The sequence below is a fragment of the Secundilactobacillus similis DSM 23365 = JCM 2765 genome (assembly GCF_001311075.1).
Taxonomy (GTDB): Bacteria; Bacillota; Bacilli; order Lactobacillales; family Lactobacillaceae; genus Secundilactobacillus; species Secundilactobacillus similis.
In genome coordinates this window covers 1-14,999 of sequence record NZ_BBAD01000004.1, presented here as the reverse complement: position 1 = coordinate 14,999, position 14,999 = coordinate 1, and the positions used below count along the sequence as shown (strand labels likewise).

Sequence of the window (14,999 nt, the reverse complement as noted above, 5' to 3'; positions counted from 1 at the left end):
TTTATTCATTTTCAAATTATTACTAATACAACGTTTTAACGTACGGTTTCATCGCCGTCACCAACGTTCCACTGTCAGAATTCTCCATCAAACTCACCGTCAAATACGTGTTTTTATCAGCATCCATCACCGCTAAGAACCCGTTCGTCTTACCGTTGGTATCTTGTGTTTGCTTCAACTCCGCCGTTCCGGTTTTAGCCGCAATGGTGTGGCCGGACAACACTAAGCCGTGAGCGGTACCAGTCGCATCGGAAACAACGTGGGTTAACGCCGTTTCAACCTTAGCCGCATCCTGCGCTGCAAAGACTCGCGTTCGTTTGGCCTTAACCCCCTTAATCAAGGTTGGCTGCTGCATGATGCCGTGGTTAGCAATGGCCGAATACATGGTTGCTTGTTGAATCGGCGACAGCAAGAGTTGCCCTTGACCATATGCAGTATCGGCCAGTAAGGTATCGCGATCAAGCTTCCCAGAATTAGAAATCTGCGCTTTGGCCATCGTGAGTGGTAAGCTACTCTGCGTCTTGAATAACGGATCAAGCCCTTTCAAATAAGCACTCGCTCCCATCTTCAACGCAACCTGAGCAAACCAGATATTATCGGAATTCACCAACGCCTGCGTCATGTTCTCACGACTATCCGCCACCGTTCGTGTGACTTGATAACTCCCCCAACTGGCGTCCTTTTGCCACTTCAAGCCATTGATTGATTTCGTTGTTTTAGACGTAATCGTTCTATTCTGTAGCGCAATCGCCGCCGTTAGCATTTTAAACGTTGACCCCGGGGCGTACCGTTGGGCAAACCGACTCACGAACGGTAAGTTTTTATCGTTGGCGTACTGATCATAGTCGGTTTGCGAAATGCCGTTCACAAACTTATTGGGATCATAGCTAGGACTGCTAGCCAAAACGAGTAATTGCCCATTATTTGGATTCATCGTGACAACACTACCAGCCTTGCTACCAAGTTGTTGATAAGCTTTCTTTTGCTGGGTAGCGTCAATCGTTAGCGTGAGGTCCTTGCCTGGCCGAGCTGAGTCTGTAATAAGGTGGTCGTTTCATCCCCATTTTGCAGATAGAGTACCCCGCCATCGGTCCCTGAAAGACGCTTATTATAGGTTTGCTCCAACCCCGCTTTACCGATTACATCGGCACTCGTCAGTTGCGGATCCTTTTTAATATCATCCGCCGTCACTTGGCCAACGTACCCAATTAACTGGGCAGCGGCCGACCCGAGCGGATAGGTGCGTGAATCAACGGTTTGATAATCGACCCCCGCTAGTGTCGGCGTCTTAGTGACCACTTTAACTGGCACCAACGTTTTCGGCGTAACCCAGGATTGGTTGACCAACGTTTTGAGGGTTGCGAGTTTTACGTTCCAAGCTGTAGCGATTTTTTGTAAGTTTTGATTTCGTTTGGCGCCACTTCCCAGATTACCGGGAATAATACCAGCCTGAACCCGTTTCCCATTCTTCGCTAAGAGTTGGTGGTGCCGATCATAAATCTGTCCCCGCGTGGCCGTCACCGTTCGAAGCTGAATGACGTCCTTGCCTGACATGCTGGGTAAGATCATTTTCGGTGACCAGCGAACCCGCCACTGTTGGCCATCTTTAACAATGGTGGTGCGGTAATGTTGCGGCTTTAACTGCCCAATTTTAGTGGTAATAGCCGCAGTGAACCGCAAACTGTACGTGTCGCCAGACTGCTTTTTGACAGTTTGATTGGCAATCTTGATTTTGCTGACGCCCATCCGCGTGAAGGCAGCGGTATTTCGCGTTGCTAGTGATTTAGCTGTATAGCCCTTCAAGTGCTTGGTATCAACTTGCTGTGCTAATTGCGTTGATTTTTGGTTTGCAAATGCCGTGACGTAGCGCGTTGCGGTTTGCTTAACCGCGTGTTCAGTTCGATAGTGGTCGTACGTCACCCCACCTGCAATGGCTAAAATGACAACGCCCGCTCCAGTGATGATGGCGAGTTTCTTATTCATCTGCTTATCCTCGATTTTATAAGTTATCGTTAATTGCAGTTATTATACTGCTTTTAGATCCCGGTTAGCGTAATATTTTTCGATAAATTTCACTTACCGAATTGGCTGTGTGCTTCAATGCTTACGCCGACCAATTTTCATTCAGTAAAACTCAAAAACCGGCCAGTCTCACGTCAAACAGAGAACTAGCCGGCACTCACAAACGCTTACGACAGCCCTTCATCAAAGGTTGCTTGCGCAATCACATTCGCTTCAATATTTGGATTAAATCGTTGTTGCCGCAACATCGCCACTTCGTAACCGTATGGCGGTAACTTCTTTTTCTTGTTTTCAGGATCAGGAATGACCCACGGTGTTTCCATGATTTTAGGTACGCTGGTCAAAGCTGGGTGATGGGCAACGGCATTTAGCGCCTCAAACCCAATCGTCCCAAGTCCGAGAAGTTCATGCCGGTCCTTGTGACTCCCTTGTGGATTCTTAGAATCATTCAGGTGAACCACCTGAAGCCGATCCAAGCCAACCACGTCATCAAAATGCTTCAAAACACCATCAAAATCACCAACAATATCATAGCCCGCATCGTTTGTGTGACAGGTATCAAAACAAACCGACAGCTTATCATTATCGTCAACTTGTTCAATAATTTGAGCAAGTTGTTCAAAGGTAATGCCAACTTCAGTTCCCTTACCCGCCATGGTTTCCAACGCAATCTTAACCGTTTGATCCGGGGTAATAATTTCGTTTAAACCGGTTGCGATTTGCGCGATGGCCGCATCTGGACCGGCACCAACGTGGGCTCCCGGATGAAGCACGATTTGCGTTGCACCGAGCGCTTGGGCACGTTTGACTTCTTCGCGTAAGAACTCAACGGCAAACGGGAAATTTTCGGGTTTGATCGTGTTGCCTAAGTTGACCACATAAGGTGCATGAACAACAACTTGTTCAATACCATGCGCCTTCATGTACGCCTGACCCGCATCAATATTTAACTCGTCAATTGGCTTGCGACGGGTATTTTGTGGTGCCCCCGTATACACCATCATCACGTTTTCATCGTAACTCGCTGCTTCTTTGGCTGAACCAAGGAGCATCTCCTTACCCTTCATGCTGACGTGTGACCCAATTAATAATGTCATTTTTGAAATCCCCCATTCATGACAGCAACCACTTGTTGGGCTGCAGTGCCGGTTTCCCACTCACAGTATTTTTGTTGAAAGGCCGCTAACTTTGGTCGATAAGCCGCAAAATCATTGGCTTGTGCAAACTCGTCCAACGCCTGCATCATCTGACCCTCATCCGTTGCCAAAGGTCCCGGAATCTCAGCCTGATAGTCAAAGTAAAAGCCTCGCAGTTGATCCCGATAATGGGATAAATCATACGCATAAAACAACATTGGTCGGTCTAGGTTCGCAAAATCAAACATCACCGATGAGTAATCGGTGATCAGTAGATCGGTAATCAAGTACAACTGGGCAATATCAACATCCGCTAAAATTTTAACCCGGTCTTCGAACCCCCGAATATCAATGTGATCTTTAACGAGGTAGTGTGGCCGGATCACCAACACCGTTTCCGCACTCACATGGTTGAAAAAGGTTGCTAGATCAAACGGTAATTGGAAGTGATACTGCCCCGTTTTAATCGCATCATCATCCCGCCAGGTTGGCGCATACGTCATCACCGTGGCGTTGGCATCACCCACCAATTGAGATTTCAGCTGTGCTACCACTTCGGGTCGGTTATCCCGGTATAACACGTCATTTCGAGGATACCCCACGGCTAAGAAGTGGTTGTTGAATCGAAATGCGGACTTAAAAATTTCGCGTGAATAAGCATTTGGCGCAATCAAGTAGTCCCAACGACTGGCCTCTTGCGTAAACTGCTTCGCGTAGTTTTCAGTAGTGGTGCCCGGTATCGCCACGTGCTCAATGTCGGCCCCCAACCGTTTCAGCGGGGTGCCGTGCCAAGTTTGAATGTACGTGGTACCCCGGTTCTTTCGCCACCAATTGGGTAACCGGGAGTTTAGCACCCAGTACCGGGCGTGGGCCATTAACCACACCCACTTCAACGAAAACCGCTTCACCAGCTGAATATCCGGATACTGTTCTTGTAGTCGCCGATAGTGCCGTGGCTTGACGCCAAAGTACGCTGTTTGCGCCATTTCTGGGTGTTCTGCCACTAACTCTCGGTAAATTGCGGCCGGGTTGTCGTTGATATCGTTACCGTTAAAGCTTTCAAACATAACTAACTTCGGATTTGTCGGGATACAAATAAACCCATCGTTCAACACGATGAGTCCATAACGGATCACGATCTTCAATCCCTGAATCACTTGACGCTTCAGTTGTCTGATTGACATCGTTCTCCTCCTAAATTAAATTAAATCAACGAACCGTGACCGGAACTTGTAGTGCAGGTGCGACCCAACGAGCAGGAAGAATAGCACGAATAACCAAAATTCCAAGGTCAACGTTGGCCGTTGCCAGAACCAACCTTGGCCCATCAATGATTCCCGGAAGCCGGAAACCACGTAGAAAAATGGGTTCAGTTGTAAGATTCGCGTCACGATTGGTGGAAAGGCGCCTGATTCAAAGTTAAACAGCACGCCAGATAAGTAAAACAGCATCCGCATCACGGATTGTAAGAGCACATGATAATCCCGAATCAACACGGAAACGGCTGAGTTAAAGATCCCAAACGCCAGTAAGAACACAAGCATGCAGATAAAGTAGTAGATGGATTCAAACCAGTAGATGCTTGGCCGAATCCCGTATAACAGACTCACGACAACTGAAATCACTAACATCGTCCAAAACGAACTCAGGTTAGACACGATTTTAATCGTTGGTAAAGCCGATACCGGGAACTTCATCTTTGACACCATGCCGACCCGCTGGTAGATACTCTTTGACGCATCCAAGGTAGCTCGGTTCATGAAGAACCAAGGCGTGATCCCAATCATCATCCAAGGCAGGTAATCAACACCGTTACTTTGACCGTGCTTTAACCCGACCCCGAACACTAACCAGTAGATACAAATTTGAATCAACGGGTAAAGGTATTCCCAAACCATCCCGAGATAATGGCTTTGATAACTTGCCCGGTCTTCGTAACTCGAAATCCGGAAAATGATCCCCAAACTGTGAAACTGCTCTTTAAATAAGGTTATGACCTCTTTCAAAGGTTAACACTCCTTCAAGTTCACTACTCGTTCAAATACCGGTCGTAATGGGCAACCACACGTTGCGTTGCGTGACCATCATTATAGGTATTCCAATAGCGATTAAATTTTGAAACGTCAGTGGCCTGGTCCGCCAGAATCGCCTGTTTCAACTCAGCAGGCGTTCGTAGCGGTGCCGCGGGTAACCAGCGCAAAAAGTTGGGCTGGATACCGGGATTGTGTTGATAGTCCTCTAAATCTGACATGTAGAATAGCAAACTATGAGCGGTGGGTAACAGACTATAGTCAAAAGCAACCGACGAGTAGTCCGTAATCAGTGTTTCAGCAACGGTCAACAGATCCGTGGTTGATAACTGCGGGTAAAACCGAATCCGCGAATTCGCCATCTGCTGACATTGTCGTTCAACTTGCTGCATCACGGGGTGGAGTTTCACCACGACGACTGCGTTATCATCTGCCATGAGCGCTTGTTTTAGGGCTGCTGACAGCTCAAAAGTTCGGTCTTCACGGTAAGTTGGCGCGTACAAAATGACCCGGTGGTGCCGTAAATCAGGCGCCACTTGGTCAATGCGCTCAATTGCTGCATCTCGCCATTCTTTTGACAAAAACCGGTCTGATCGCGGATACCCAAGTAACTGCATTCGGGTCGCCGGTACCCGGTAACTCTCTTGAAAAACCGTTCCCATCGCTTCTGACGCCACCACATAGTCATCAAACTGATCATAAACGCGTTGAAACCGCCGTTGATCAGCTGAAGACCGCAGTTTTGTTTGAGGATCCCCCCAACCAAACTGTTTAATGGCGCCGTTTGCGTGCCAGAGTTGCACGATTTTAGCGTGCCGCGGGTGCAATAAACCACCTAAGAAAGCATAGTAGTTATCGCAAAAAATTAACTGCGCCCGCATTAACACTGGCACCCCCGTCGCGATAAAGTGTAAATTATCACTAAAGGGTACTACCTCAACCCCGTTAGCCGCCAACTGCGCTGCCTCAACCGCCACGTTGTCGGTAAAAGACAATCAAATGTTGACGTTGTCCTAATTGTTCCGCCAATTTTAGGATAAAGCCTAAGTTATTACCGAAACTCATGAGGTAAATAACGGGGCGTCTTTTGGTACGGCCGAAATACGTTAACATCGACATGAACCGTACCAACCAGATATAGATTACTTTCAATACAAATCACCAATTTCACTGATTTTCATTCTACTCGTTCCCACAAGTGAAACGGGCACAACATGGTATTATACCACACGGGTAACGGGACTTGAGGCTCTTTAGGAAATTATAATCTAGTGGTGTGACGTTAACTTCATATTCAGGGCATCATCCGCATTATCGCCTGAATAGATTGCATGCTTCAAAAACGCGCCGCATCACGATTTAATAGCGCTTATCTCAAAAAAACGGTCGACCCTCATTTAGGTCAACCGCCAATATCGTTTATAATTTAGGCTCATAAAAATGGCCCAGTACTTTATAAATTTCTGAAACACTCACGAACGCTTTAGAATCCGCCTCTGACATGGCTTCCTCTAAATCAGGCATCTCATAGCGCGAAATCACCGTAAACAAAATCGTCTTGGTGTCGTGGTGATAAGCCCCTTCCGCATCGTGAACGATCGTAATCCCCCGCCGAATGTGATTTTGAATCGAATCAATCACCGTTTTCGGTCGGTCGGTAATAATCATGACCTGCATCAATTGCTGTCGCGTATAGGTCATATCCATGACCCGCGCATTCACCACTAAGCCAATCGCGGAATAAAAGGCGTAGGGCCAACCATACAGAAAACCGGCCGCAATAATGATCAGTGAGTTAAAAGCAATGTTGATCGTCCCAATCGAACGCCCGGTTTTACGGCGAATCACGATACCTAAAATATCAAGGCCCCCGGTAGAGATCCCGTTCTTCAAAGCTAAACCGGTCCCGAAACCGTTCACGGCGCCCCCGAAAATTGCACAGATAATCGGATCAGTCGTCAAGTGAACTGGATGAATCATCTTGATCATCAAACTAGCCAAGAAAACCGTGATCACCGTATACACCGTAAAATTATGGCTGATTTGCCGCCAAGCTAGAATAAATAATGGCACGTTCAATAGGAACAGCCCCAACGCCGTTGAAATCACGATTGGCGATTGACGTTCCGTTATCGTGGTCACCAATTGCGCTAACCCAGTGATTCCCGATGAATAAATGTGACCCGGTGTCCAGAAAAAGTTCATTGCAACAGACACTAAAATTGCGTAAATAAAAGCAGTCGATAGTTTACCAATTGACTGGTGGCGCTTGATCAAGCGCTGTACGTCATCCATAATATCTCCTTTAATCTTTACGAAAGTGACATGACATCACTCCCCGTTACTCGTTACCTTAAATTAGTCTATCACAACTCCTCTAAGGTCGCCGACTAAACCACAATTTTTAGCGTTCTATTATCATGGAACCGGTTACTGCCAGTGACTTTTAACAAACCCTTCGCGTCCAGCAGCTTCTTCCATCGCAAAACGTTCGGAATTTTTGCGATAAAATTCTTGGTGTTCTTCCTCAGCTTCATAAAATGGTTGGGCATTCTCAATCGTCGTCACGATTGGGGCGTCAAACCGACCACTTTCTTCAAGCTGCCTCTTGGAGGCTTCCGCAACTTGACGTTGAGCAGCATCCTTCACAAAAATCACTGGCCGGTAGTTATCACCCGGTCTTGGAATTGGCCCATCGCATCGGTTGGGTCAGTTTGTTGCCAGTAAATTTCAACCAATCGTTTATATGACATAATCGTTGGGTCAAAAATGATTTTAACTGCTTCGGTATGCCCCGTTTCATGGCGCTTCACTTGATCATAGGTTGGATTAGGCACTGTCCCACCCGTATACCCCGAGATTACTTTCTCAATGCCGGGTTGGGTATCAAAGGGTTTGACCATGCACCAAAAACACCCACCCGCAAAAATTGCCGTTTCACGCGATTCACTCATTCTAATCACCTCTAAAGTTAATGATTCTATCATACCGTAATTAACCGAGAACTACCAGAATTTCACCACTAGTAGCACTCTTGATACAGTTGCGCCATTAACACCTGAACCCCGTTTTCTAGTGCTTCGGGTGAGGTATATTCTGCAACCGAATGGCTAATGCCCCTATGACTCGGGACAAACAGCATCGCGGTTGGCACCTTGGCGTTCATCATCTGAGTATCGTGAGCCGCCCCGGATGGCATGACCCGGTACGCCAACCCGCGTTGCTGACAGATTTGTTCAAATTGACCCATTAATCGAGGATCCATTCGAACTTCTGGATAACTAGCTGTCACCCGTTTCAAGTCAACCCGAACCTCATTTACATCCGCTAACAGTTGTCGAATCACTTGTTCAAATTCATCAACGACTCGGCGTTGCGGGTGCCGAATATCGATCGTAAACCGTACTTGTCCCGGAATCACGTTAGATGATCCTGGACTGACCTCAAGCTGACCAACTGTGAAAACGAATGGTTCACCAACCTGATGTGCTTGCTCGTCCAATTGACTGATGACCTGAACAGCAGCCATTAACGCATCATGACGAAGATGCATCGGCGTTGTGCCTGCATGATTCGCTTCACCCGTAAGCGTAACGACAAACTCCTCTAGTTCGCAGATCGTCGAAACCACCCCAATATCGTCATGGGTCGACTCAAGTAATGGGCCTTGTTCAATGTGAAGTTCCATAAATTCATCGGGAAGCGCCTGTTCAGTTTGATTAAAGTGCTCGCTTAACGATTGAACCGCCTGTTGCCGGGCATCGTTAAAGGTCACGCCTTTTGCATCCGTTAATGTGTCATCCGTTTCGGCAACCCCCGAATAATGCCGTGACCCAGTAAAGCTAACTGGAAAACGACTACCTTCTTCCTCGCTAAACGCAATTGCCATCATCGTTCGCTGCGGTTGACCTAATCGTGCCACCAACCGCGTCATTGCGAGTTGGGCAGCAACGATGCCGTATGCGCCATCATAGTGGCCGGCGTGCTGCACTGAATCAATATGCGATCCAACAGCAACCGTTCCCGACTGACTGCCTGGATAGGTTAAAAAACCATTGCCATAACTGTCAATCGTTGCCTGCATCCCCTGCTGTTGTCCTTGACGCAACCACCAAGTCATTGCCGCAACCCAAGCATCATCGTAAACTAACCGCGTTACTGAGCCATCCGGCAATTGTCCGAACTGACTTAACGCTTCTATATTTTCCGTAACCGACCGTTGACCTGACATTCCGCATCACGCCCTTAGTTATTTTTAATCTTCTTTAGATTACCGCTTAGTACAATTCGGTTCAACTGTTGTTTTTTAATTCAATTTCAACAGATTGCTCAAATTCATCATCTACTTTACATAACAAAAATTATTCAAAGTAATATTGGCAATCAATTAAACTACTATCGTTTGTGTCCAGCGTAAGTGTGCGGAGCTTGTGAAACTTGGCTTCGTTGGCGCGTTAATCATGGGTGCTATTGTGGGCACAACCGGTCGGTCAGAAAATTTGGGCTGGAACGCCGTGGGCACGATTCTGAGCCGGAAAAACACGTCTCAGAATTCGGCCTTTCACTAAGCTGGAAGTTCACCAACTAAGTGAAATTTCACGGCTGAGCCTAATTTTCTGACCGACCTCTTGTTTGCGGGCTGTCGGCATCGGAAGCGCACTCCCGAAAATTTATCATGAAGGGTTAAACTGTCGGACGATGACAATTGCAAGCATCTCAGCAAATGTTGAATGGCAACGTAACGACGTCGGGTCAGCCGTACGTTCAAGCGAGTTGAGTCAATGTTCAGGCTAGACTTGTTCATCACGGAAATGACAACTACTGAATGATTGTGTTGTTTACCGAGTTAACATCAATCGCTGTCATACTGTAGCATGACGTCCAGTTAAGCACTTGAGATGGTCTACAATAGTGCCGAATTACGCCAACGTAAGATTTCGGTAAGCGGCTAGGTGGATGCTGTGTCGCGATAATTGGTGGTTGTTGGTGCTTTTCCCAACAACCGCCAATTATCGGGGACGAATTGAAGACTCGCACGTTTTTTGGCGTGGCTTCAATTCGAGGACTGAGACCGCCTTTTGGCTCAGACCGGCCCCATAGCAGGAACCTACCGCTTACCGGAATCGACAGTTTAAATAAATCACAGCATTTCACAAACTAACAGCAACGATGCTTACGCTGGACACAAGCAATAGCATAACACGCAAAAAAAACGGTACCCGCAAAAGAGCAGGTACCGTTTCAGAAATCAAATTTAGTCTTCAGTCTTGTTCACAAACAAGCTCAAGTCTTGCAATTGCTTATCAGACACTTCAGTTGGTGCTGAAGTCAATGGTTCAACGGCCTTCGAGTTCTTAGGGAAGGCAATGACATCGCGGATGTTACCACGCTTAGCTAACAAGCGGGCAAACCGGTCCAAGCCGATTGCGAGACCACCATGAGGTGGGAAACCGTAATCTAAGGCATTTAGCAGGTAACCGAATTGATCTTCGGCCCGTTCCTTGGTAAAGCCAAGGGCCTTCAACATCTTCATTTGTAACTCGCGGTCGTGGATCCGGATCGAGCCACCGCCCAATTCGAGACCGTTCAAGATGATGTCGTAACTTTGAGCGTAAGCCTTATGTGGATCTTCGCCTTCGTCCAAGTAGTGTTCATCGCCAGCCTTTGGCATGGTGAATGGATGGTGCGCTGGGACCCAACGCTTCAAGTCAACGTCGTAGTCAAACAGTGGCCAGTTAACGACCCAGAGGAACGCAAACTTGGATTCGTCGATCAAGTCTAAGTCCTTGGCAATCGTGCGACGTAGGTAATCCAAGGTTTGGGCAACAACCCGCTTTGAATCACAAGCAAACAACAGCATGTCGCCAGGCTTGGCGCCAGTCCGTTCAGTGATGGCCTTGTACAGGTCAGCGTTGTCCTTGAAGAACTTGGCGATTGGGCCGGTGAAGTTGTCTTCAGTGACCTTCAACCAAGGTAAGCCCTTAGCACCGAAACGATCGATGTGTTCAACGAACTTGTCGATGTCTTTACGTGAGTACTTATCAGCCCACCTGGTACGGCGATGGCCTTAACTTGGCCACCGTCAGCTAACACGTTTGAGAACACGTTGAAGCCAAGGTCGTCAACTAAGTCGCCCAAGTCCTTCAATTCCATACCGAAACGAACGTCCGGTTGATCGGTCCCAAAGCGCGCCATTGAGTCGTCCCAGTCTAACCGTTCGAATGGTAACTTCACGTCAACGTCCAACGTTTCCTTCATCACTTTAGCAATTAAGCCTTCAGTTAAGTCTTGGATTTCTTCGGCGTCTAAGAATGAGGTTTCCATATCGATTTGGGTAAATTCTGGTTGACGGTCCCCACGCAAATCTTCGTCACGGAAACAACGTGCGATTTGGTAGTAACGGTCAAAGCCGGCACCCATCAACAATTGCTTAAACAATTGTGGTGATTGTGGTAAGGCGTAGAAGTGACCTGGGTAGACCCGTGAAGGCACTAAGTAGTCCCGGGCGCCTTCTGGCGTGGATTTGGTCAAATCAGGGGTTTCAATATCAATAAACCCTTCTGAATCAAAGTAACTGTGAACTGCTTGAGTGATCCGGTTACGAATCATCAAGCCGCGTTGCATCTCTGGCCGACGCAAGTCTAAGTAACGGTACTTCAAGCGAAGTTCGTCTGAGACGTTGATGTCGTCTTGGATGTAGAATGGTGGGTTCTTTGCCTTGTTCAACAAGTTGATGTCGGTTACCCGAACTTCAATTTTCCCAGTCTTCATCTTGTCGTTGATTTCGTGTTCGGCACGCATCACAACGTGACCTTTGATTTCAATGACGTACTCGTTCCGAAGTTGATCGGCAACGGCCAAGGCGTCCTTATCGTATTCTTCACTGAACACGAGTTGAACGATGCCTTCGCGGTCCCGTAAATCAATAAAAATCAAACCGCCTAAGTCCCGGCGCTTTTGAACCCAGCCTTTAAAACAACGTCTTGATCAAGATATTGTTCGTCAACTAGGCCAGCGTATGTTGTTCGCTTCATAGTTGTGTGTCTCCTCTAAATTAGTTTTTAGTTAGTGCTGGCAATCACGTTCGCAAAGTCAGTTAACACATCATCGAGTGGTGCACTGACTTCGTTCCCGGTTGCCATGTTTTTAACGTGAATGGTGTTAGCAGCTAATTCGGCTTCCCCAAGGGTCAGCGTGTAAGCCGCGTTTAACCGGTCAGCCGTCTTAAATTGGGCCTTTGGCTTACGTGCAAGGTAATCACGATCAGCCGCAAAATCTTGTGAACGCAAGGCTTGAACCACTTTCAGCGTTGCAGCATCGGCAGCATCGCCGATACCAACCACGTAAGCGTCCAATTTCCGCGTATCAGGGAATTCGACCCCTTCCGCTTCCATCAACAAGATCAGCCGTTCCATTCCGAGACCAAAGCCAACCCCAGAAACTTCTGGACCACCCAATTCCTCAACCAGACCGTTGTACCGACCACCGGCACAAACCGTGGTGTAGCCGTGGCCTAACGCCTTTGAATCCACCATGAATTCGAAGATGGTGTGGTTGTAGTAATCTAATCCACGTACCATGGTTGAATCAACTTCATAGTCGATACCAAGGGCGGTTAACAATGCCTTCACCGTTTCAAAGTGGGCTTTGGCATCATCCGTCAAGTAGTCCAAGATCGATGGCGCATCCGCCACAAATTTTTGGTCCTGCTTATCCTTGCTATCAAGGACCCGCAATGGGTTCTTGTGCAAGCGAACCTGTGAATCTTCGCTCAATTCGTCAAAGTGAGGTTCCAGGAAGTCGATCAGCGCTTGCCGGTAATTCTCCCGGGTTTCCTTATCACCTAACGTGTTAATGGCGAGACGCAGATTGTTGATGCCGAAGTGCTTAAATAGGTCCATGCCCATTGCGATCACTTCAACATCCAGTGCGGGTTCGTCACTACCGAAAGCTTCCACCCCAATTTGGTGGAATTCCCGTAACCGACCAGATTGTGGCCGTTCGTAACGGTACATTTGACCCATGTAGTAGGTCTTGAAAGGCTTTTGAACTTCTGGGCCGTACAGTTTGTTTTCAACAAACGCCCGCACAACCCCCGCAGTGCCTTCAGGCCGCAAACTAATGTGACGATCTCCTTTATCCTTGAAATCGTACATTTCCTTGGTCACAATATCCGAAGTATCCCCAGAAGTTCGGGAGAAGACCTCGAAGTTTTCAAATAACGGCGTCCGAATCTCTTCGAAACGGTATTTCCGGAACACATCGCGGGCGATATTTTCGACGTACTGCCAGTGTTGCTTGCGCCGGGAAGAATGTCCGCCGTTCCCTTTGGTCGTTGGTAACGCATAGTAACTTCCTTTCTGATTATCGGTTCCACCGTGAAAAAAATAAAAAGCACCCTTGTTTTCACAAGGGTGCTTGGCACGGTACCACCTTAAATTTACTCATCCATAACGTTGGACACGAATAATCTGCATTATTCACCTCAAAAGTGTCTTCGTGACGCCCCCTGCTGTTTCCTTTCAGCTAACGGAAACTCTCTAAAAGTCGGCGTGTCACTACTGATCTTCGTCATCGGTGTTTCAATATTTGACTATAGACTAGATTAACCAGTTCCTAACTAAAAGTCAAGCAGATTCGCAAACCCTCAGTTACTTGGCTGCAAAATAGTTTGCTAATCCGCGCGTCACATCGACGGCAACCCGCTTTTGATAACTAGGACTTTGAATCGATTTAAAATCCTTAGCTGTGTTGATATAGCCCATCTCCAGTAGTAACGCTGGTCGTAAATTATCCCGAATGACTTCAAAGTTTCCCACCGCGATTCCCCGATTAGTTAACGGTAATCCAGTCAGACTGTGATTGACGGCTTTCGCTAACTTAAGCGAGGTATCGGCGTGGTAGTAGTACGTGGTAAACCCAGAGCCAAGGTTATTACTGGGGCTGGAATCAAAGTGGAAACTGATAAAGGCATCCGCATGGCGGTCAGTGGCCATCTCGGGTCGCGCGCCCAGTGATACCGTTTGATCACCAGTCCGCGTCATGATGACGTGCGCGCCCTTTGCCTCCAATTGCCGCTGAACCTGCTTTGCAATCTGTAATGTATAAGTTTTCTCATCGTGCTTTTGATCAATCGACAATGCCCCTGCATCACTCCCGCCATGACCAGGATCCAGAACAATGGTGGCATCGGACAAATTAGTCGCCGTTTTTACCGACTGCGTTTGGTTGATCAGCCAACTGGCAACCCAGCCAAAGTGGTGGTCATCGTAACGGATCTTGTACCAGTTATCCTGCTTTTTAACGATGTAGACCGCTTGGCCCTTTTTTAAAGTGGCCTTTTTTTGATAGTTAATGTTAGGTCCCGTTCGAACGTTAATATTATCGATCGGTGCAGTGAGCCGATCTTTACGAACGGTTTGAAACAGGGTGATACCCACCAACAGCACAACGATTGCGGCGATGGTCATCGGCACCCAGTATTTTTTTAAATCTTTCAACAGTTTGCCTCGTTTTCACGTTTTCTCACCATTATACGAGATAGTACTGGGGCTTGACAATTGCCAGTCGCTAATTATTACAAAATCATTAGTGTTTTTAGTTAACGTCCGGTTAGTGTTGGACAGCCCCAGTTTTGATTGTCGTTTGTGTCCAGCGTAAGTGTGCGAAATTTGTGAAACTTGGCTTCGTTGGCGCGTTAATCATGGGTGATATTGTGGGCACAACCGGTCGGTCAGAAAATTTGGGCTGGAACGCCGTGGGCACGATTCTGAGCCGGAAAAACACGTCTACAGAATTCGGCCTTTCACTA

7 protein-coding genes and 4 pseudogenes are annotated in these 14,999 nt (G+C 47.4%); all 11 read right to left on the bottom strand.

Translation table 11 applies throughout. From position 1 onward, the window contains the following. Positions 1–22: 22 nt before the first annotated feature. The 11 genes and pseudogenes from pbp4 to JCM2765_RS01600 all read right to left on the bottom strand — a co-directional run bounded on the left by pbp4 (position 23) and on the right by JCM2765_RS01600 (position 14,688). Positions 23–1,983, bottom strand: a pseudogene (gene pbp4, locus JCM2765_RS01650) (penicillin-binding protein PBP4(5)). Positions 1,984–2,189: 206 nt separating this feature from the next. Then, on the bottom strand, positions 2,190–3,119 hold the full coding sequence (locus tag JCM2765_RS01645) for a deoxyribonuclease IV (RefSeq protein ID WP_082404945.1): 930 nt from the start codon (positions 3,117–3,119) through the stop codon (positions 2,190–2,192). Continuing rightward, the gene (locus JCM2765_RS01640; protein WP_054732976.1) at positions 3,116–4,342 is read right to left on the bottom strand and encodes a CDP-glycerol glycerophosphotransferase family protein; all 1,227 of its coding nucleotides are present in this window, start codon (positions 4,340–4,342) and stop codon (positions 3,116–3,118) included. The genes JCM2765_RS01645 and JCM2765_RS01640 overlap by 4 nt, the downstream gene beginning before the upstream one ends. Before the next feature lie 15 nt (positions 4,343–4,357). Continuing rightward, complete coding sequence (locus tag JCM2765_RS01635; RefSeq protein ID WP_054732975.1) at positions 4,358–5,164, bottom strand: ABC transporter permease; 807 nt, start codon at positions 5,162–5,164, stop codon at positions 4,358–4,360. A gap of 23 nt (positions 5,165–5,187) precedes the next feature. Next, positions 5,188–6,183, bottom strand: a complete 996-nt coding sequence (locus JCM2765_RS01630; protein ID WP_369404026.1) for a CDP-glycerol glycerophosphotransferase family protein — start codon at positions 6,181–6,183, stop codon at positions 5,188–5,190. Positions 6,184–6,607: 424 nt separating this feature from the next. Further along, positions 6,608–7,483: a YitT family protein gene (locus JCM2765_RS01625; RefSeq protein WP_054732974.1), complete on the bottom strand. Its 876-nt coding sequence runs from the start codon at positions 7,481–7,483 to the stop codon at positions 6,608–6,610. 135 nt (positions 7,484–7,618) lie between these two features. Beyond that, positions 7,619–8,142 (bottom strand): annotated as a pseudogene (msrA, locus tag JCM2765_RS01620) (peptide-methionine (S)-S-oxide reductase MsrA). A 68-nt stretch (positions 8,143–8,210) separates the two neighbouring features. After that, positions 8,211–9,419, bottom strand: a complete 1,209-nt coding sequence (locus JCM2765_RS01615) for a Zn-dependent hydrolase (protein WP_054732973.1) — start codon at positions 9,417–9,419, stop codon at positions 8,211–8,213. A 1,023-nt stretch (positions 9,420–10,442) separates the two neighbouring features. Further along, positions 10,443–12,222, bottom strand: a pseudogene (gene aspS / locus JCM2765_RS01610) (aspartate--tRNA ligase). Positions 12,223–12,249: 27 nt separating this feature from the next. Then, positions 12,250–13,535 (bottom strand): annotated as a pseudogene (gene hisS, locus JCM2765_RS01605) (histidine--tRNA ligase). 304 nt (positions 13,536–13,839) lie between these two features. Further along, positions 13,840–14,688 carry an N-acetylmuramoyl-L-alanine amidase family protein gene (locus JCM2765_RS01600; protein WP_054732972.1) on the bottom strand — a complete coding sequence of 283 codons (849 nt, stop codon included), beginning with the start codon at positions 14,686–14,688 and terminating at the stop codon, positions 13,840–13,842. Between the last annotated feature and the right edge of the window lie 311 nt (positions 14,689–14,999).